Source organism: Ruegeria sp. R14_0, assembly GCF_017743975.1.
Taxonomy (GTDB): domain Bacteria; phylum Pseudomonadota; class Alphaproteobacteria; order Rhodobacterales; family Rhodobacteraceae; genus Ruegeria.
Genome location: NZ_JAGHRC010000002.1, coordinates 537,802 through 556,561 on the forward strand (window position 1 = coordinate 537,802; position 18,760 = coordinate 556,561).

Here is an 18,760-nt window from a genome sequence, read left to right on the forward strand (position 1 = left end):
CCTTGTGGCCCGCCCTTTGAAAACTCAGGTCCCGATCAACTTAGAAGTTGAACTGCGCACCAAAGTCAGCGCGGATGCGGCCGTCGGCATCACCCGTTTTGATTTCGCCGACACCACCGCGCAGCGATGCACCGCCGCCCAGATCGTAGATAACGCCGACACCGATGTTGCGCTCGTCTTCGTCAGCCGAACCGTCACCGTAAGCAAACTGCAGGGTGGTCGCAGCGCCAAGGTTATAGGCCAGCGACAGACCGTATGCAGTGCCGTTCTCGGCGTCGTTCACAACGTCATCGTCTGCGACGAACAAAGTACCCGAGAAGTCACCGAATTCCGCACCCAGGGTCAGAACGGTCAGCGACTGTTTTTCGCTGGCGCTGTTCACAGATGCTTTGGTTTCACCATAGGCCAGAGCAGCGGTGATGTTGTTGAAGGTGTAGGTTGCGCTAACGTCCCAACGGTCGCCATCCTGCGGAACACCGTCGACTGCGAAAGTCGCTTGGTCATACGACGCGCCAAAGGCGAAGTCGCCGACTGCGTACTGGAAGAACACAGCGTTGGCACCCGAACCGGTCGAGGTGTACTCGAGGAACTCGTAGTTCACGCCCGAATACTGACCCAGGAACTCTTCCAGACCGGGCTCATTACCGAAGTAGTTTGCCAGGTTGTCGAAGGAACCAGCAACGTTGCCCGCGTCAACACGCAGACCACCGTAGATGACCGAGAAACGCGCGCCGTTCAGACCGGCGCGTTCCTGCTCACCATTGCCAGAGTTGTCGTCAGCCTGCAGACGAACGCGGGCCTGAAACTCAACGCCGCCATCGGTTTCGGCGGTGCCATCGATGTTCAGGCGGAAACGCGAGACCAGGATGGTGTTGTCGGTGTCAACGGTCGCGGTACCAGTTGTACCGGTAGCGGTGTCGATGTTCGTTACGGTTCCGGTGCGGTCTTCTTCGTAACCGATACCAAAACGACCGTAGCCGCTGAAGCGGACGTCAGCTGCAGCAACGCTTGCAGTTGCGACCAGAGCCGTCGATGCAATGAGAAGTTTTTTCATGGTAAACCCATAAGTTTTGAGAGGAGTGCAGCCGCCAAGGCGACTGCGGGCCTATTCGGACAATTTCCGAGCGTTTGCAATTGTTTCGCCGGATTTCAATTGGATCAAACTGATACTTGTGGCATCTTTGCAAATGCAGAAAAACAGCAGGTATCCAAATTCTTAAGTAATTACGTGTATTTCGTAGTCAGCTGTGTTTCGTTACAAAGATTTGATCACAGAAATGCGACGACACCCCTTTAAATGCCAAATTTTTTACATGTCGGCAAATCCAGCAAAACGGTGGCTCACGGTACGATCGATTTTGCCCGGTGATTCAGGCGAAATTCCGCTCAAAGGCCTTATTTTTAAGCACGAATTGGCGTATGCAACCCGCTGGTCAGTTGCTGGTATAGAAGAAGGACAGCTTGCGACTGACACCCCCTGGCGGCAGCGGAAATGGCGAGGCCGCCTGCACCTGCGCACGGGCAGCGCGGTCAACTTCGGCCGATCCAGAGCTGTCCACGATATCAACCCAGGCCAAGGTGCCATCCGGGTTGATCTCAAAAAACACCTTTGCGAACCCGCGAGCCGACACAAAGACCACCGGAGCCCGGTTCAGATGGACCAGAACCTCACCGGCATAGTTGGTCGTGTCCGAGTTTCCGGGTCCGCGCCCGCCCGAACGGCTGCCGCTGTTGCCCGTTGAAAACGCATCCAGACCTTCACGTCTGTAAGCATAGAGGGGCGACTCGACCTCTTCGGATGGGAATTGCAATGCGCTGAAATCCCGCGCGCCGCCCTGCACGCCTCTGCGTTCAGGCACCGGTTGGCGTTCTGGACGTTGGGGTCGGATCGAGGACGTTACCGCCAGTTCGGTCCCATCTGTCGCGGCGTCGGGCGCGGGTTCTGTCGAAGCTTCGGGGCTCTCCGGATCAATCGCCTCAGTTTCCAGCGGAACGACCGGAATCGCGGTTTCGGGTGCGGGTGCAACCGGCAGTGCCGCCAGCTCCTGCGGCTCGGGGGTTACCGGTTGGACCTCGGTTGCGACCTCGGGTTGGGTAACATCTGCTTCAGGGTTGCCTTCGGGCAACTCCGTCACAGTTTCCGGTTCCACCTCGGGGGTTTCTTCGGCCTCATCACTGGCGACGGCCGCGCCCTCGGAGGTATTTTCGGTCTCTAACACGTCCGGTTCGACCGGTTCGGTGACCACCGGATCGACGATTTCCGCCTCACCAAGATCGGGCGCAGACACCTGCTCGGGGTTATCCGAGGCCACGAGCGCCTCGCTAACCGGGATCTCGGGCTCTTCGGGTGGCGTTTCCAGCGGCGGTTCCGGTTCTTCGGCCGGCTCAGGCTCAACCGGATCGGCGATAACCTCGGCCAGGTCTTCGAACGTCGTGCTCAGCTCGACGGACTCAGTCCCCGTGGGGCCGGACAGATCGCTGGCAGGGCGCGGAGCGGTAAAGCTTAACCCCATAAGGTGCAGGATCAACGACACCAGAATGGCGACCGCTGCAATAAAGGCCGACCGCCGGATCATTCCAGGGCCTTCTCGGTCACGACCAAGACCGATGTGGCGCCCAGACGGCGCAACGCCCCAGTCACCTCAATCAGCCGAGGTCCGGGGGCGTTCCGGTCGGGGACAATCCGTACGGCCTCTGAGCCGCGTCCCTGCATATGGGTTTCGGGGTCGGTTGGTGTGCCGCGAAAACTCAGCGTGCCATCCGCATGCAGGATCAGGGCGTCCGGCGGTTCGCGGCCTTCAAGCTCGGCCGTGTTCACCAGTTCAAGGTCAGGATCCAGCGGCGGTGCCAGCGTGCCGGTCAGCAGGAAAAAAATAAGCATCAGGAACACGACATTGATCAGCGCAATCGTCGAGTCGCGTTTGCGTTTGGGCCGCCTGTACCTGATCATTCCAGCACCAGAACGCTAAGCCCTTCGCGTCCGCGCAGACGGACCAGCACATCGATAACACGCTGAGCGGTCGTGTCCGGGTCGAGACTGACCAAAACCTGACCTGTTTCCAACTGCGTCTCAAGATCGCTCAGGGACACGGGTTGCCCGTTCAGCACCAGCCGCTCGGTGCCCAGCTGCAAAAACAACCGCTCGGCCGGCGTGTCCGAGCTGGCACTGCCGCCAACCGCATTGCTCAGCTCGATCTCACCGTATTTCGAAAACGTCGAGGACAGCATGAAGAACAGCAACAGCAGAAAGATCACGTCGATGAGCGGCGTCATCGACATCGGACGTCTGACAAAGGGTGCCGCGTTACGCATGTCCAGGCGCGGCCGCCATGGCCCGGCCATCATCCGCCTGCGGAACGGCCTGACCCGGCACCAAAATGGTCCGCAGCGCCTTGTCCGCAAAAACCCGTTCGCGCGCGGTGCGGCTCTCGAACCATGACAAGACCATCGAGGTCGGCATTGCCACGGCCAGCCCCACGGCGGTCGTCAAAAGCGCCACCCAGATCCCACCCGCCAGCAGCGACGGATCAACAGACGAGCCTGCCGATTGCAGGCTCTGAAATGCCTCGATCATCCCCAGAACAGTTCCGAACAACCCAAGCAACGGCGCAAGCTGGGCCACGGTATCCAACAGGCGGAACCCGCGTTCCAGACCGGCCAGCGCCAGACCGGCCTCGGCATCCAGCCGTTGATCCAAACCAGGTGTATCAGGTGCCTCCATCGCGACCTGAACCAGCGGGGCCAAGTAGCTGCGGCTTTGGGCCAGGCGCGCACGAGCGGTCTGAGCGTCACCTGCATCCCAGGCGGCCAGCGCTTCGGACAGGACCCGGTGCCGCCCGACGCCAGACGCCGCAAACTGCCAGAACTTATAAAGCGTGACCGACAGGGTCACCACCGACATTGCGATCAGGATGGCAACGACCGGCCCGCCCAGATCCAGGATTTCGCGCAAGGCGTCAAAGGGGCTCATCCGATCAACTCCACATCTGTACGACTTTGCAGTTTCAACCCGTCCTCACATATCGAACTGTCCTCACCGGCCACGGTGCAGGTGTTGGTGCCATTAATCAGCGCGCGACCGACCGAGCTGCAGGCCATGCCCGGCAAATCGAATTGGCGCACCCGAAGGCGATCAGCAGGAAGATCACGGAAATTGAAAAGCGAGAAGCTCACCACACTGCCGGAGGCATCAAAAATCACTGTTTCAAAACTGGCTTCGTCGATGGCCGTTCCGGTTTGGTTGTCGACCACAAAGGTCAGGCGACAAGACGAGCCCACATCCTGAGCGGTATTCAACTCGACCTGAAGGCCACCCACAGCCTCGGATTGCGCCACGGCCACGACGGGCAGAGCACAAAGTGACAGAACAGCAAAAACTGGGCGGAGAAACAACATTGGCGCGCTCCCGTTTGTTCAACGCGGACATCAAGGCCGGCGAAGCTCCGCTGGCGTTCCGTTAGACATAATCGCTGCGGGGGACAGGCGAAAGGGGGGGCGACACCTTTGTGAAAACAGGCCGAATTCAGCCCGACGTGGTCACAGCGCAGGCAATCAGCCATTCCATGGCGTTGGACTTCATTCCATGCTCGGCCGATATCGCAATGCTGCGGCTTTCAAACACTTGGGTGTATATGGGCCAGTCATCCTGGCTGAACGGATAAAATGCGCCTGCGGTTTTGCGTTTTTCCCAACCATGCATCTTGCCACCGGCCACACCAAAGCTGATTTGCCCGGGAATTGGCCCTGTGCCCATCGGGTCCGTCAACAATGGGTCGGCGAAGGTACGGTGACCAAGCCCCTGAACAAAGCTGACATTGGCCGGGTTACAGCCCAGACCAAACCACATGCCTTCGACGGCGGCGTCCAGCATCTGCTGTGGCATCTTTCGGTTGGCGGCATAGTACAGTGCAAAATGGTTGGCCCGCCAATTCGAGCCTGGACCAAAGCGCAACCACCCCCGGCCCCAAGGGTAAGTATCAGTGTTGTGGAGGCCGAAATCGCGCCCCATGCGCTTGTCGTTCAGGGCGCGGGTCTTGATCCAGCCTTTGATCGTTTCGGAAATCGCCTGCTGGGTTGGGCGCCCCTCGCGGCCCGCCTGGACATAGTCGAGACCGGCATTGGCCAGCACGTCTTTCTTGATCCCAGGAATCGGCTTGTCCGACTGCGGATCAAATGGGTTGTGATCCTCGAACACCTTGCCTGCACTGGCATCGGCACTGGCCCTGTAAACGGGGGCGGCGGCGGCAACCCGAGCGCGTGAGACAACCTCGTGCGGCTCATCAGACGCCTGGCTTTCTGCCCAGCGCCACGCTTGCAAAGCTTCGTCAATCAGGGCCTCACCCAGCACGCTGTCGCCGCAGGTTGCCTTGACCACGTGCCCCAACTTGGCGGCCCCATAAGCGAACTTGTAGGCGGCCCAAGGTTCGGGACCATAGGCATAGGTGGTCTGGGCCGGATTCCAGGAAACAGACCCTAATATGCCACTTGCCGAGTATTCTACGCCTCCGATAATCGCGCCGTCGGCACCTTGGGTTCTGCGCCAAAGCGAGATACCCCAAAGCGCCTCATGGATAAGGTCGGGCAGAACAGTGTTGCCATCCCCCTGATCCTGATCACCTTTTGTGGCGCGAACGTCCGGGTGCGCGAAAGGCTTTCCGCTTTCCGGAATGTTCAGGTTCAAGGCACGAATATGTTCGAAGCTCTCGACAAGATCGGCCATGTGATAGACCGCATCCATATGCTGAATACGCCGGTCCCAGTCACCGGCGTCATGCCAGCCACCCCAGGCGCCGGGATTTTCCGCCGCCCCGCCTGAATGTTTCATCAGCTCTTTTCCGGCATGAGCCTTGCCAAAGCCCTCGCCGGTATCGCCCAGCTTCACATCCGTCTGCCACACAGTCAGCCCGTCCTGCGGGTGACCATTGCGCGGGCGCGTTCGGCCCTCACCAAACGGTTCGGTGATGGCGCACCCGGAACGCTGATGGTAGTACCAACGTGCCGCCAGTCTTAGCGCTTCGTCATATGGGGTTGCTGAAACTTCGAAAGGGAAAGACACGCCCATCCCGTCGACCTGCAGGCGGTACTCTCCCGCATGATCCAGGCCCGTAAAGTCGGCCTCATAGATGTCGCAACCGTTGAAATTCTGGTCCTTGCGGTGAGGCTCTGCCGCTGGTTTCGCAATTGTTAAGTGACCAGACAGCACTTCGGCCCCGTCGGTCACCGACAGCACACGCCAGCTGGTGTTTTCCGACAAAAGGGCATCGGTATTGCCGGGGCTGCCATTCGCATCATGACCCCACCAGCCGCCGACATATCCCTTTTTAGAGCCTGATATTGGATAACCCAACTGACAAACATGCAAGGCTTCGCTGAACGTATCCTGCGTTTTGTTGTGTTCGATGGCATTTATTGACGGGCCCTCAATACGCACCGCCGAGCCCATTGGGATCGCGCGATCCAGCTCGAAGGTCAGCATATGCCGTTTGGTACTGTCCCATTCCCGTACGCCCACCGACCGGGTGCGGATCGGCGCCGTCTTACGATAAAGCGACACGATCCCTGCAGGTGCACCGTCGACAGTGATCTGCCAGTTCCTGGCATGGTCGGCCTGAGCTAGTTTGGGTTGGTCCTCATGCCCTTGCCGAAATCCGTTCAATTGGCTGGATTTGACGACCGCAGGCCATGCGGTGAAGACCTGTGGTTCAGTCACATTCAGGTCACCCGAGAAATTGCCTGCTGATCTGTTCAATTTACCGGACGACCCAAATGGATCTGACGGATCCAGCCGCCATCTGACCCGATCCTCCGGCGAAACAGGAACGGATGCCGATTCATCAAAAACAGTGTCTATTAAAGTGACTTGAAGCGTGTTGTCCCCGATGAATCCCACTGCGGCTTCGGGCACCTCTTGCGCCGCAGCAACCGAGACCAGCGCTTGCGCAAACGGAGCCGTTGCCGCCACAGCGGTTCCCTGCAACAACAGCACGCGTCGCGATAGCTTCATTGCCTACCCTCTTGTCGCACGACTCAGGCCCTCCGGTCCAAACTGCGCATAAAGCGCCATATCAGCTTGGGTCTGAGAACGCTGTCAGGATACATAAACATCCCGCAGACACCTTCAAACAGAGCACGCGGTTTGCGCCCGTATTGATACTGATTGCGGACACCGGACCAAAAGACGTCGATCTGCCGTGCGCGCAGCAGGCGGCGCAGTTTGGGGCCGAACCTTTGCTGCATCGCAGGGTTGGCCGCCACCTTTTCGATACTGGCCACACGGCGGGCGAACGCCGGGGCGCGGGTTTTGAAATTCGCGCCGCTGGCAACCTGTCGGTAATACAGCAAAGCCGGCCCTTCCATCACGTGGAACGGGCCGATCAAAGCTGCGCGGCACCAGAACTCCCAATCCTCACCATTGGTCAGGCTGGTGTCATATCCGCCGACCTGCCGCGCAACATCCGTGCGCAACGCCAAAGCGCCCCCGTTGACCACAAAGTTCTTTCGCAAAAGCGCGGCCAACTGGTCCTGTTCAGGAACCAGCAGACGATTGTCAGTTCCACGCATCTCGTCGCCCTGAATGCTGATCCTTTGAACCCCACTCAACGCCGCGACCGCACCCGAAGACGACAAGGCCTGCGAGTAGAGGCGCAACGCGTCAGGGTGCAAAAGGTCGTCGGCGTCCAAAAACAAGACCAGCGGTGCCTGGGCCAGAGACAGCCCCAGATTTCGCGCCGCGCTGACACCCTTTGCAGGGCCCGACCGCACCGAAAACCGTGCATCACGCCGAACAAACCCCTCGATAATCTCGCGGGTGCTGTCAGTCGAACCGTCGTCGAGGCAGATCACTTCAAAGCTGGGGGCGGACTGGCGGCACACGCTGTCCAACGTCTCAGCGATGAAACGCTCCATGTTGCGAGCGGGGATGATGATCGAAAAATCGGGATATGGATCGGGCTGATCCATGTCAGTGCCCCCCGGGCCGATCAGCCGCAACGGCGGACGAGCTGTATTCGGCAAATTCAACATGTGCCAAAGCCGCCAGCATCCCTGCGCCGCGGTACACCTCAAGCACACCGCGATACCACCTGGAGCGAGAGCCAAACCCAAGGCACAGACAGGTCAAACACCCCCAACCAATCGCGCCAACTCCTTTGACAACGCGCATGGCTACGCCCTGGCGGCGGATCAATGCGATGCGGCCCAGCGTGTTGCCCTTGCGAAACCAGCGGCGTCCGATCCAACGCAGCGTTGTGCGGCTTTCGGGAACGTCATCCCAAACCAGCGCTTGAGCGGCAGCTCGGATCGTGCCGCCGGACTCACGCAACCGGGTATAGAACTCTTCGTCTTCGCCACCTGTGATGTTGAAGCGCGGATCAAACCGCAGGCCGAGCTTGCGCACAACGTCCGCATCCACCATCGAGTTATTGGTTGCCGCCGAATTGATCCGCGCCCCTTGGTTATAGGGACCCATGCGAAACAGGCTCAGCGCCTCGACCCAGCCGGGTGGTGGCTGCCTGAATTTGGGCTCGACGGGTCCCTGAACAGCCACGGTATCGGGCAAAGCAATTGTGCCCAGCATCTCTTCTAGCCAGGTTTCCGAGACGGATTCATCATCATCCAGAAACGCGATATAGTCAGCGTCAGCAGGCACCTTGGCCAAACAGCGATTGCGCGCAGCCACAATGCCACGCGTGGGTTCAACGGCATAGATCACCGGCCAGTGCGTCAGGTCCTGGATATCCCCCAACGTCTGTTCAGCCAGCGCGTCGGGCGCGTTGTCGACAATCACCAGCGTGACCCATGCCAGCCGGTCCCGGATGACCTGCGCATTCAGCGATTGGATCAGAGCCTTCAAACCCTGCGGGCGCATGAAGGTCGCAATGCAAATCGCAACATGAGGCTGGGTGTATTTGCGAAGATCAGCGCTCATAACCGGCCAGCTCCAATGCAGATCCGGCAAGCTTGTCGAACTGCGCCTTTTTGGCGTCGGGCCATGCAGCCCAACGCTTGACGGGGTTGAAATCGGCGGATTTTTCTTCGGGCTGCCAGCGTTCGGCGTTTGTCGCCTTGGACCGCGACGAGCCGCGGACGGGCATCTGGTCGATCTCGTCCCATGGAAACTGGTCCGCAGCCAGCCCGGCATGATCCAGCATCTTTCTGGCATGCCCATGGGTATCGGCAATGATGTCTTCGTAGCGGACGATCATCGTATCGTCATTTGCGTTCGGACCGCCCTGATCAAAGGTCATGATCGCCTCGGTTCCCAGCCGCCATTCATCCGCCAACTGTCTGAAATTCTTGGACGAGACAGAGAAACGCGAAAACGTCTTGAGCGACGAGTCGACCACATCCCGGCCATCGCGCAGGCACAGAATGATCTTTGCGTCCGGAAAGATGTGCCGGGCCAGCGACAAGTCCTGCACATGCGGACACTTCAGCAGAATACGTTTGTCACCTGCCTGCGCCTGCAGCTCGCGAAACCATGCGCCCGCCAGCATCGCCAGCACATCATACTTGCCCAGCACCTCGCGGTTTTTGGGAAAGTAGCGGATAAAATCACGTGTGAACGCTGCCGAGTCCCCGGCCGCGTGCAACAAGGGAAACTCGTACAGGCGGCCCGGATCTGCGGCCACATCGGGGTGCATCGATACCAGATCCCGGACAAAATTCGTACCCGACCGGGGCATGACCCCCAGCACGAGGATAGGCGGGTTGATGTCCCCCCGCGCACGACGCGCCAACGAAGCCAGGTGCTGGCCCTGTTCAGGCGAAACCGCAGGCAGGAAATCCTCTTGGTTCAGAAAGCGCGCGCCAAGAACACGCTTGGCCATGCGTGCGACCTGATTGATGCGCAAATCTCCGGCCATCTGGACAGTTTTTGACAGAGCCATGTCACCCAACCTTCTTCGTGCTGCCCGTGCACATATCGCGCCACGTGGCCCAGGGCAGGCTGTCACGCCCGGTCAGTTCTGCGACATATTCCATATCCGGCAGAAACAGGTCGGCCAGCATCTCGCGGGTTTCGTGTGTCGGAGGCGCGATCGTTGTCTTCAGGTGCTGCTTGTTCATGGACAGAGCCTGTTTCACGCCCGGCACTTCTTTGAGGTTCTTGACCAGACCCTTCATTCCCAGCGACCGCATCGCATCACCGCCATAGCGCAACGTTCGCTGAACCGTCGGATTCTTGTAGGTAATGTTCTCGTGGTGACGTTCCGAGATCGCACCCGGCTCGACCTCGCGCGGGATGTTCAGATGCGCGCAGATCCCGTCATAGGTCCCAAGCGGATCGGCTGCGACCTCTTCGGAAAACAAAAGCAGCAAGGCGTCGCGGTCAAAGAAATCCAGCCACGCTTCTATGTTCGCCTTGTAGCTGCTTTGTTGGCAATAGGCCGGGTTGTGCGGCAGCGCGGATTCAAAGGTGGTGCCGGGGGCGATGTGACCCTTTCGGATCTCGTGCATATGGTTCGAAAAGGCGCGGTCAATCGGATCCCTCAGAATACAGATCAGCCTGAGGTCAGGGTTGTATTCCCATGCCCGCTGCGCTGCATCGCGGCTAAAGAAATACGTCGGAGAACACTCGCCCTTGATGCAGTCATCGGGCACATCCTTAAAACAGCTTTCGTACCAAATATATCCGCGATCAAAATTCGCCGTAAAAAAATTCAGCTCTTTCGTCTCGCTCGTCACCACCGACGGATGTTCCGAGAGAACATGATGCAGCCAGGTCGTCGCCGCCTTTTGTGCACCAATTCCAATAAAATCGACCTTAGTCACCAGATAAAACCTTTTAAACACATCACCCTACGGCGACCGCAGGGTCAAATCGTACAACTCAACAGGCCCTAAAACGGGCCTATTTGCGTCCAAACCGTTTGGACACGTCTTTCCTCAGCACAAGGCTGAGCGCATGCGGCACCGTCTTTGCATACCGCTTCAACAGGTACGTCGGGCCTGTCGACACACGGTGCACCCATTCCAACCCCAATTTCTGCATCCACATGGGCGCCCGGGCATAATCACCGACAATATAATGATAACAGCCACCGCAGGTCACGACCCATGCGCAGTGTTTCAGCTTTGGGGCAATCCGCGCAGCAAAAAACTGCTCTTTCGGCTTGCCCAGCCCAACCCACAGAATGTCAGCCCCACTCGCGTTGATGTCAGCGACAACTTCATCCTCTTCGGACGGATCAAAATAGCCGTTGCGCCGACCCGCGATTTTCAGGCCCGGATACATCTCGGTCATGCGTTCGGCGCAGTCGCGGTTGATCTCTTCGGTACTGCCCAGCAAATAAAAGCTCAGCCCGTTGTCGACGGCGACCTTTGCGGCAGAGTGGATGAAATCCGTCGTCGCAGTCCGTTCCGGGATACCCGAGTCGCCGTAAGACATGCGTGATGCCCAGACGATGATCTGACCGTCTGCGTGGATGATATCAGCCGAGTTGATGACTTTGGCGTAGCTCTCGTCGCTGGCATAGGCGGAAATCGCGTGCGCATTGGAACTGAACACAGTCACCGCGCGATGCAGGCTTCCGGCACGACGCCGCTGAACGTCTTCCAGCATTGCCGATGTCAGCTCTTTATCGCTGGCGACCGCGACCGGCATACCCCCTACAAGTACGTGCGGTAATCGCATCTCGATCGACTTGTTCATCGTTACTCATCCTAAAACTACACAACAATCACTCGGCACGGAAATCAGGTTATCAAGCCCAGCGATTCTTACTAATAAATAAGTCTGAACTGCCCGGATTGTTGGCAAATTCAGCCCTGAAATGACTTCGTTTACGTCAGTCGACCCATATTTGACATCAATTAATGGTATCTTAGCACATTGTTGCCGTTGAGTGCAGATTTCTCTGTTGAACAGGCCTGTCTGGGCTTATGTTTCAATATATCCATGTTTCAAATTGTTTATTAGTGATGACTGATCAGTACCGAAGAGGATTGGATGTCGAGCTTTCCGGAGTAGGTCTTGCCTCGGCAGGCGATCCCGAGCTCAGAGTTTTGTCGAATATCGCGTGGGCCATCCGGCGATCCATATTGTGGATCCTTGGAATTGCCTTTGCGGGGGGCGTTTTTGCCTATCTTCTGACCTATGCATCCGACACCAAATATACATCCAGCGCGAAGGTCATGATCGAAACCCGCGTTCAGACCGAAACGCAGTTTACGCCACAAGTATCGGGATTGCCGCTGTCGCTGACCTCATTGGAAAGTGAGCTGCAGCTGCTGCGTTCGACCGATCTGATCGAAAGCGTCGTTGACCGCCTAGACCTGCAATCCGACCCCGAGTTTTCGGGCGACAGCTCTGGGTTTTCCCTGTCTCCCATTGCCATGGCGCGCGGACTGAAGAATGCAATCGTGGGCGCATTCAGCAGCTCAGACGACGCCGCGGACGGATCCGACGGTCAGACCGCAGAAGAACGCCAGCGCGAAGCAACCATCGAGAAACTGCTGACCTCGCGCCAAATCGAACAGGTGGGCGACACCTCGGCCGTGTATCAGATCCGGGTCACCTCGGAATCCCCACGCAAGGCGGCGAACATCGCCAATGGGCTGGCACGGGAATACCTGTCGGTTCTGACCCGGATGAAACGGGACGATCTGGAACAGTCGCAGCAATGGCTGGCGACCCGCATCGGTCAGATCCGCGAGGATCTGAATGTGCTCAGCTCGAACCTCGAAGCCCATTCAATCGAAACACCCTATACGCCGGATGAATACGCGACCATCAAAGCCCAGCGGATCAAGGCAGAGAAACGGTCTCAACTGGCCAGCGACGCTCTTTACGCGTTGCAGGAGCAAACAAACACGATCAACCTGCTGCGCGACAGCGGCAAAACGCAGGAAGCCTTCGATTTCGCCCTGTCCGCCGGACTGTTGCAAAGCGCAGGCGGCACGGCGGAAGAAAACACCGCTGCATTGGATGCCATCATCAAGGCATCTGAACAACAGATGGATCGGCTGAACACGCAACTGGCGTCCCTGAACCTCAGCATCAACACGTTCAAGGAACAACAGGTGCGGCAGGTTCAGCACGACTCGATCACCAAGCGCATCGAAAACGAAATCCTGGTCGCAGAGGCGATTTATCGGGACTTTGTGTCCCAGCTGGGCCGTCGCGCGGAACAGGGCGACTATCTGGATGCGGGCGCGCATATTATCGAAGCGGCACGGGTCTCGGTGGATCCATCCGAACCCAGACGCTCGCAAACCGCATTGGGTGTGATGGTCGCCATTGTCTTTGGCGGTATCGTCTGGACCGTCATGCACGAGCTGTTCCAGAAGCGCCTCAGAACCACGTATGAGCTGGAGAGCACAACCGGGATCAAATTGACGGCGATCATCCCCGAGGTCAAAAACGAACCGCCTTTCGAGACGTTCTTTACCAATAGCGGTCGGTTGGACCCCGAGTTGCTGCACTATGGGCGACGACTACTGGCCAGCAGCGATATCGGACTGCGCACCTTGCGCCACGATGGCGAGCCGCCTGTTGCGCAGACCAATGATTTGTTCTCGAAGAACTTCGATGCTGGCTCTGGACAACGTACACCTAGTGGCAATTGCATGATCTTCTCTGGCGCGTCGGCCGTTCCTGACGAAGGCAAGACCTCGACCCTGCTGTTGATTGGCACGGTCTGTGCGCAGGCTGGGTTTCGCACGCTGATCATTGATTGCGACACCGTGACCTCGACCTATCGCGACCTGTCGCAACTGACCGTGGACGCGTTGAAAAAGGCTTCAGCGCGACCAATGGTTCTGATGGACAACATTGTAGGGACACCGCAGGAAGGGCTGGATATCCTGCCCCTGGTCGGGGCACAGGACAATGAAACGCAATCCCGGTTGGCCGAGGACTTTCTGTGCTCACCGGCCTTTCTGAACCTTCTGCGTGAGCTGTCGGACTCGTACGAAGTGATCCTGCTGGACACACCGCCTTTGTTGCAATCAGTCGAGTCTGCCTATTTCTCGCAACTGTCGCAGCGCGTCATTCTGCTGACCCGGTGGAACAGCACGAACAAAAACGAAGTGCTGCAAGCCATGCGCGAGCTTGAGAACGCGGGCGTCCGGCCTTCGGCTCTTGTGGCCACGCGTGTCGATATGAAGAGTGTCCGCCAATACGGCGACCCCATTCTGGGCTGACGATTTCAGAAGATCTCGAAGCAATTGACGCCCGGCCAGACCTGACCGGGCGTTCGTTTATTCAGTCAGCGGAACATCTCCGGCGACTTCCTGTACTGCGATATCAAGGCTGTCGCCGGGCAGCAGCCGGGTCAATTTTTCCGCAGGCAAAGCCTGCAACTGGCCATCAACCACACGGTAGATCGTGACCTCGTAGTCGATGTCGGTGATCAGGTCCTCGGTGCCGATCTCGCTGGACGCACCGGCCAGGTACTTTGAGATCGTGTCCATTTGAACACTTGCATCACGAACCTCAAGACCCGCTGCACGGCGTTCCTGCAACAGCCGCAGGGTCCGTTCCTGTTCGTATTGCTCACGATCCCGCTTGAGCCGGGTCAGAACCAGACCTGTCGCTGCCAAATCCTCTTCGACCTCCAGCAATCGGGTCGCAGACAGAACCGTGGTTCGGCGCGTATCAGCCAGTCGTGAACCCGCTGTCAGTCCCCGTTCCGTCAGGCTAATGACCCGGGCTTCTTCCTCTTCGTCCGCGGCAAGCGCCTTGCCCAGTTCGAATTTCTGTTCTTCCAGAATGGACTCGCGTTCGGTCGCCTGCTCTGCGGCATCTTCAAAAAAAGCACGCTCTCCAGCTTCGTTTTCCTGATTGATCTTGCGAATCTTGATCTGTTCTTCGATCAACTCGGTCAAAACCTTAGCGGAAACCTTCACCTGATGCGGAGCCGGCGGCGGAAGGTCCTCGTCCTGCAGGATTTCGGTGCTGGCCCGCCAGATCTGCGCCAGCCCGTGCGCATGCTGCAGGGCGGCCTGACCGTAGGCAGTTTGCCACCGCAGCAGCTGGATCGGATCAATCGTGACATCATCGGCCAGCAATCTGCTGCGCACACCGCCCGCAAGAGCCACAGCTTCGCGGGCCGTTATCGTCGGACGAAAGTCGATCTGACCGGTGCGCGCCACATCTCCTCCGATGATGATCGGGCGGTAACCGTTGCGCGTGATCTCGATCTCATCCCCGTCAAGTTGGATGATGTAGATCTCGCCATTGGTGTCGTATTGTTTGACGATTTTGCCCGCAGCTTCCTGGCGAACCATTTGCTCAAGCCGGTCCAGCGACTGGCCCTGCGCGGGAAACTCGCCCAACCACTGAAGGTTGACGTTACCGTGGGCATCAATGGTTGCGTCAATGGACAGATCGGCCAGGCCGGTCAGGGACACCGTGACCTGATCGCCGGGCTCAAGATCAAAATCTGCACGCGCAGGCCCCGCGGAAAACGCCAGAAGCGCGGCACAGGCACAGGCCCCAAGAAGACCAGAAGGATGGCCGAACCATCCCGAGAAACCACGAAATTCAGTTTTGCTTCTGTTTGTCATGTCGAAACACCATACCGCCATTGGCTGCCTGCAATCAGCGTCCTGTTCCGTTGCAGACCGCTCCGATGGTTCGGAAAAGAATTTTCAGATCGACCCAAAACCCGATGTTGCGGGCATACTCGCTGTCAAAAATAGCGCGATGGGAAAACTCGACCTGATTGCGTTTGGAGACCTGCCAAAGCCCGGTAATACCCGGACGCATCAGGTTGTAATCCAGCCCCGGATAAAGTGGCTGTTGCTCGGGCATCATGGGGCGCGGACCAACCAGGCTCATGTCTCCGGTCAGTACATTCCAAAGCTGCGGCAGTTCATCCAATGAGGTCGCGCGGATAATCCGACCAAATCTGGTGACGCGAGGATCGTTTTCCAACTTCTGCTTTGTTTCCCATTCCGCTGCAGCGGCCGGGTTTTCTTCTAAATGTTTCTTGAGGAGGCGATCCGCATTCGGAACCATTGAGCGGAACTTGAGGAACCCAAATTCTTGCCCCCCAAGGCCGACGCGCTTTTGCCGATAGATCGCGGGACCACCATCAAGCTTGATCACCAAAGCAATCAACAGCATCAGCGGCAACACGAATGGTGCCCCGATCAATACCAACACGATGTCCATCAGACGCTTGCCTTTGACGGCGTAAAAACTGCTTAGACTGAAAAACTCGTCTGAATTCTGCGTAGAGCTTTGACTTGATTGGTAAAGATTGGTGTCTTCTATTTCAAAAGAACCTCGTATTTGGTTCATTGTAACCCCCACAAACTAACACTCGGACAAAAATCACACGAACATAATCAATAACGTCGCGCGATATGCCCGTTAACAATGCGACCCAAAACAACGGGTCACACCTGGTAACGCACACCTCACTTTCCGCTCAATAGATCGGGGGCTCGACACCGAATAATTGCGACGGCCCGCCAACTGCTCCCCGACTCAACTTACACGAAGGACGGGGTTAATAATGTGAAGATGATCGCACTTCTGGCACAGGGTGACAACTTGTTTGTTAACAAATAGCGATAACAGCCAAGGCCTCGCCTAATTTTTGACAGGTTGGGTTTCCGATCCGAAACCCGTGCGGCAGCTTAGGAAAAACCCGCCAAATCGGCCAATCAGTTTTCGGTTTTCATGGGAAGTTTGCTGATGATTTTCAGCCGGAGTTTGCTGCTGAACACCACGTGAAGGGCCGCGATCAGAACAGGTGCGCAGCATCCGATCAGAAGCGCGCCGACCACTGCCATGCCAGTACTTGTCCCGGACATGAGAAGCGCGGCAAAGCATATTGCGGCGATCAGCGGACCCGACAGTAAATAGACTACGACCATTTCGTACTACAGCTCTTGCTCACGGTTTTTCGTAACGTTCCTGCGTCTGCCTACTATGCGTGTCAATTGTGCGCTTTTTTGGGCGGTTATCCCGGGGACTTTAAGGACCCAAACCCGTCCGCAAGCACATCAATTTTTTCGCATATTACCATAACACCAAATATGTCAGACACCGACATAACTGTGGTGCAAAGTCTAAAATTGCAACTTACCTCGGCAAAATAACGCCACCAATTCGATGCGACGTTACGACAAAATCGTTAACTGTTTGTTAATTATAAATTAGTTGCCAATCACAACTCAGTTTAAGGCCAGCAACCTCTTGCCTTTTTGCCACACTACAACCGCTGCGATTTGGCGAAGACCCACCAGCGTCACAAACATCGCCCCTCCGCCCAGCGCCAGCAGGCTGAACTGAGCAGGCAAACCCAAAGCTGAATTTGCCCAAATGCCAAAGGGTGCAAAGGCCAGAAATCCGGCTACAGCCTTGGGAATCTCGCCCGACGGAATGCTGACCGGGTCCACTTTGCGGCCGATCAGATAAAACGCCCCAAAGCTAAAGATCGCGCTGATCAGGAAAGCCACAGAAGCCCCTGACGCGCCGAACAGGTAGATGATACCGAAAGACAAGATGACATGCACGACCAACGAGCAGAACGTGATGCCCAATTGCAAAGCCGTCTTCTTAGAACGGGAAAACGAAAAGCTGAAATAGGCGCCCTGCAGCCCCAAAGTAAACGAGGCCAGCGCCATGACACGCAGGTATCCTGCGGTCTGATCCGCAAAGGCAGGATCGAACAGCAGGTTGGAAAACACGCCCGCAGAACAGATGAGTGCCGCAACGATCGGCAATGAGATCAACATCAGGAAGGAGAAGTACCGGTTCAGCACGGCGTTCGACGACTGCGTTCCCTCTTCTTCCTGCGCCTGAAAAACCGACGGACCAACCACACGCGACAGGGTCGACATCGGCAGTCTGAGCGTGCGGGTCGCCAGTGACTGTGCAGCGGCAAAGTACCCCGCGAACTCCATCCCGGCCAGCAATGCCAGCAGCGATTGAGTCGACATTGCAAAGAAGGTTGATCCGGACGAAACAACGGCCAGCGGAAAGCCGAACCATAGGTATGTTTTCAAAGCCGTAAGGTCGGGCAACCCGATGCCGGACCGCCGCAGGGCGACCATCAGGGCGTATGCGCCGGGCAGAGCGGCACCCAGCGACATCCCGATCAGGGCGCTTTTGTAACCACCACCGTTTAAGACGAGCACAACTGCCAGCGCGACACCCAGTATATGCCGCAATAGCGTGACGGCGGCGTATTTTGGTCCTTCGTGATACTGGCGCAGGCAAGCTGTGCCCAGTTCGTGCATTGCATGACTGATGCAATAAATGGCGGCATAGAAGAACCCATCGACCCATGATCCCGGCAGCAACAGGGTCAGAAGGCTGGCCAGAACGAACAGCGCTACGGCCAGAATGGCACCCGCCCCCAATGTCGAGGCGATCGTCCTGCCCTGAAACTCTTTGGCGTGATGAAACCGACCAACGGCAATGGCGAGCCAGTGGAAGGTGAACGAGAACAGCAAATTGCCCAGCAATAGGGTCAGATTGTACCGCCCGAAATCCGCCGGACCCAAAACACGCGTCAGAACGATCAGGATCAAAACAGCAATAACTGCCGACAGCATTCTGGGCGCGAAATACCAGGTCATCGAAAACCGTTTGTCGTCATCAACTGCCGCAAGCTCATCCCTTGGACCCAATCACTTTTTACCAAACCGAAACCGTATATCTGTCTGTTAAGGCACAGCGGGAATGCGTTGTCCAATCTTGAGAGCCGTTATGTGCAGATGCAGCGCGCTTTGGGAAATCGGTCCAAAGATAGACAAGCGTCGTTCAGCTTTGTACGCTTTGCAGACCTGTCCGCGTGTTTCT

At 57.5% G+C, this 18,760-nt stretch carries 17 protein-coding genes; 1 reads left to right on the top strand and 16 read right to left on the bottom strand.

What is annotated here, in order from left to right; all coding sequences use genetic code 11:
* Positions 1–40: 40 nt before the first annotated feature.
* The 12 genes from J7416_RS08750 to J7416_RS08805 all read right to left on the bottom strand — a co-directional run bounded on the left by J7416_RS08750 (position 41) and on the right by J7416_RS08805 (position 11,650).
* Complete coding sequence (locus J7416_RS08750) at positions 41–1,054, bottom strand: porin (RefSeq protein WP_209224330.1); 1,014 nt, start codon at positions 1,052–1,054, stop codon at positions 41–43.
* Between the two features lie 379 nt (positions 1,055–1,433).
* Positions 1,434–2,576 carry an energy transducer TonB gene (locus tag J7416_RS08755; protein ID WP_209224331.1) on the bottom strand — a complete coding sequence of 381 codons (1,143 nt, stop codon included), beginning with the start codon at positions 2,574–2,576 and terminating at the stop codon, positions 1,434–1,436.
* Positions 2,573–2,950: a biopolymer transporter ExbD gene (locus J7416_RS08760; RefSeq protein WP_209224332.1), complete on the bottom strand. Its 378-nt coding sequence runs from the start codon at positions 2,948–2,950 to the stop codon at positions 2,573–2,575. The genes J7416_RS08755 and J7416_RS08760 overlap by 4 nt, the downstream gene beginning before the upstream one ends.
* Positions 2,947–3,312: a biopolymer transporter ExbD gene (locus J7416_RS08765; protein WP_247744178.1), complete on the bottom strand. Its 366-nt coding sequence runs from the start codon at positions 3,310–3,312 to the stop codon at positions 2,947–2,949. The genes J7416_RS08760 and J7416_RS08765 overlap by 4 nt, the downstream gene beginning before the upstream one ends.
* A complete protein-coding gene (locus J7416_RS08770; RefSeq protein WP_209224333.1) occupies positions 3,305–3,970 on the bottom strand; it encodes a MotA/TolQ/ExbB proton channel family protein in 666 nt (221 codons plus the stop codon). The genes J7416_RS08765 and J7416_RS08770 overlap by 8 nt, the downstream gene beginning before the upstream one ends.
* Positions 3,967–4,395 carry a hypothetical protein gene (locus J7416_RS08775; protein ID WP_209224334.1) on the bottom strand — a complete coding sequence of 143 codons (429 nt, stop codon included), beginning with the start codon at positions 4,393–4,395 and terminating at the stop codon, positions 3,967–3,969. Before J7416_RS08775 ends, J7416_RS08770 begins: the two co-directional genes overlap by 4 nt.
* A 127-nt stretch (positions 4,396–4,522) precedes the next feature.
* Positions 4,523–7,003, bottom strand: a complete 2,481-nt coding sequence (locus tag J7416_RS08780) for a glycoside hydrolase family 9 protein (RefSeq protein ID WP_209224335.1) — start codon at positions 7,001–7,003, stop codon at positions 4,523–4,525.
* A 23-nt stretch (positions 7,004–7,026) separates the two neighbouring features.
* Entirely contained in the window at positions 7,027–7,959 is a 933-nt protein-coding gene (locus J7416_RS08785) for a glycosyltransferase (RefSeq protein ID WP_209224336.1), read from the bottom strand.
* Between the two features lies 1 nt (position 7,960).
* Positions 7,961–8,926 carry a glycosyltransferase gene (locus J7416_RS08790; protein WP_209224337.1) on the bottom strand — a complete coding sequence of 322 codons (966 nt, stop codon included), beginning with the start codon at positions 8,924–8,926 and terminating at the stop codon, positions 7,961–7,963.
* Positions 8,916–9,887 (bottom strand): sulfotransferase, encoded by a 972-nt coding sequence (locus J7416_RS08795; RefSeq protein ID WP_209224338.1) that lies wholly within the window; start codon positions 9,885–9,887, stop codon positions 8,916–8,918. Before J7416_RS08795 ends, J7416_RS08790 begins: the two co-directional genes overlap by 11 nt.
* Before the next feature lies 1 nt (position 9,888).
* Positions 9,889–10,770, bottom strand: coding sequence for a sulfotransferase (locus J7416_RS08800; RefSeq protein WP_209224339.1), 882 nt, complete (start codon positions 10,768–10,770; stop codon positions 9,889–9,891).
* Positions 10,771–10,849: 79 nt separating this feature from the next.
* Positions 10,850–11,650 carry a WecB/TagA/CpsF family glycosyltransferase gene (locus tag J7416_RS08805; protein WP_209224340.1) on the bottom strand — a complete coding sequence of 267 codons (801 nt, stop codon included), beginning with the start codon at positions 11,648–11,650 and terminating at the stop codon, positions 10,850–10,852.
* A gap of 269 nt (positions 11,651–11,919) precedes the next feature.
* Between J7416_RS08805 and J7416_RS08810 the strand changes: the two genes are divergently transcribed.
* The gene (locus J7416_RS08810) at positions 11,920–14,142 is read left to right on the top strand and encodes a Wzz/FepE/Etk N-terminal domain-containing protein (RefSeq protein WP_209224341.1); all 2,223 of its coding nucleotides are present in this window, start codon (positions 11,920–11,922) and stop codon (positions 14,140–14,142) included.
* A gap of 57 nt (positions 14,143–14,199) precedes the next feature.
* Here J7416_RS08810 and J7416_RS08815 read toward each other — a convergent pair whose 3' ends face one another.
* From J7416_RS08815 to J7416_RS08830, 4 genes are all read right to left on the bottom strand, one after another.
* Positions 14,200–15,507, bottom strand: a complete 1,308-nt coding sequence (locus tag J7416_RS08815; RefSeq protein ID WP_209224342.1) for a polysaccharide biosynthesis/export family protein — start codon at positions 15,505–15,507, stop codon at positions 14,200–14,202.
* Positions 15,508–15,541: 34 nt separating this feature from the next.
* Positions 15,542–16,117, bottom strand: coding sequence for a sugar transferase (locus tag J7416_RS08820; protein WP_247744179.1), 576 nt, complete (start codon positions 16,115–16,117; stop codon positions 15,542–15,544).
* Between the two features lie 497 nt (positions 16,118–16,614).
* Entirely contained in the window at positions 16,615–16,827 is a 213-nt protein-coding gene (locus J7416_RS08825; protein ID WP_209224344.1) for a hypothetical protein, read from the bottom strand.
* Positions 16,828–17,127: 300 nt separating this feature from the next.
* Entirely contained in the window at positions 17,128–18,537 is a 1,410-nt protein-coding gene (locus J7416_RS08830; protein ID WP_209224345.1) for an oligosaccharide flippase family protein, read from the bottom strand.
* Positions 18,538–18,760 lie beyond the last annotated feature (223 nt).

What these genes read in the sequence shown, in the direction of transcription:
- J7416_RS08820 (WP_247744179.1), bottom strand. Translation starts at nt 16,117, where the DNA reads ATGGACATCGTGTTGGTATTGATCGGGGCACCATTCGTGTTGCCGCTG.
- J7416_RS08765 (WP_247744178.1), bottom strand. Translation starts at nt 3,312, where the DNA reads ATGCGTAACGCGGCACCCTTTGTCAGACGTCCGATGTCGATGACGCCG.
- J7416_RS08770 (WP_209224333.1), bottom strand. Translation starts at nt 3,970, where the DNA reads ATGAGCCCCTTTGACGCCTTGCGCGAAATCCTGGATCTGGGCGGGCCG.
- J7416_RS08775 (WP_209224334.1), bottom strand. Translation starts at nt 4,395, where the DNA reads ATGTTGTTTCTCCGCCCAGTTTTTGCTGTTCTGTCACTTTGTGCTCTG.
- J7416_RS08815 (WP_209224342.1), bottom strand. Translation starts at nt 15,507, where the DNA reads ATGACAAACAGAAGCAAAACTGAATTTCGTGGTTTCTCGGGATGGTTC.
- J7416_RS08830 (WP_209224345.1), bottom strand. Translation starts at nt 18,537, where the DNA reads ATGACCTGGTATTTCGCGCCCAGAATGCTGTCGGCAGTTATTGCTGTT.
- J7416_RS08780 (WP_209224335.1), bottom strand. Translation starts at nt 7,003, where the DNA reads ATGAAGCTATCGCGACGCGTGCTGTTGTTGCAGGGAACCGCTGTGGCG.
- J7416_RS08810 (WP_209224341.1), top strand. Translation starts at nt 11,920, where the DNA reads ATGACTGATCAGTACCGAAGAGGATTGGATGTCGAGCTTTCCGGAGTA.
- J7416_RS08785 (WP_209224336.1), bottom strand. Translation starts at nt 7,959, where the DNA reads ATGGATCAGCCCGATCCATATCCCGATTTTTCGATCATCATCCCCGCT.
- J7416_RS08755 (WP_209224331.1), bottom strand. Translation starts at nt 2,576, where the DNA reads ATGATCCGGCGGTCGGCCTTTATTGCAGCGGTCGCCATTCTGGTGTCG.
- J7416_RS08750 (WP_209224330.1), bottom strand. Translation starts at nt 1,054, where the DNA reads ATGAAAAAACTTCTCATTGCATCGACGGCTCTGGTCGCAACTGCAAGC.
- J7416_RS08825 (WP_209224344.1), bottom strand. Translation starts at nt 16,827, where the DNA reads ATGGTCGTAGTCTATTTACTGTCGGGTCCGCTGATCGCCGCAATATGC.
- J7416_RS08805 (WP_209224340.1), bottom strand. Translation starts at nt 11,650, where the DNA reads ATGAACAAGTCGATCGAGATGCGATTACCGCACGTACTTGTAGGGGGT.
- J7416_RS08795 (WP_209224338.1), bottom strand. Translation starts at nt 9,887, where the DNA reads ATGGCTCTGTCAAAAACTGTCCAGATGGCCGGAGATTTGCGCATCAAT.
- J7416_RS08790 (WP_209224337.1), bottom strand. Translation starts at nt 8,926, where the DNA reads ATGAGCGCTGATCTTCGCAAATACACCCAGCCTCATGTTGCGATTTGC.
- J7416_RS08760 (WP_209224332.1), bottom strand. Translation starts at nt 2,950, where the DNA reads ATGATCAGGTACAGGCGGCCCAAACGCAAACGCGACTCGACGATTGCG.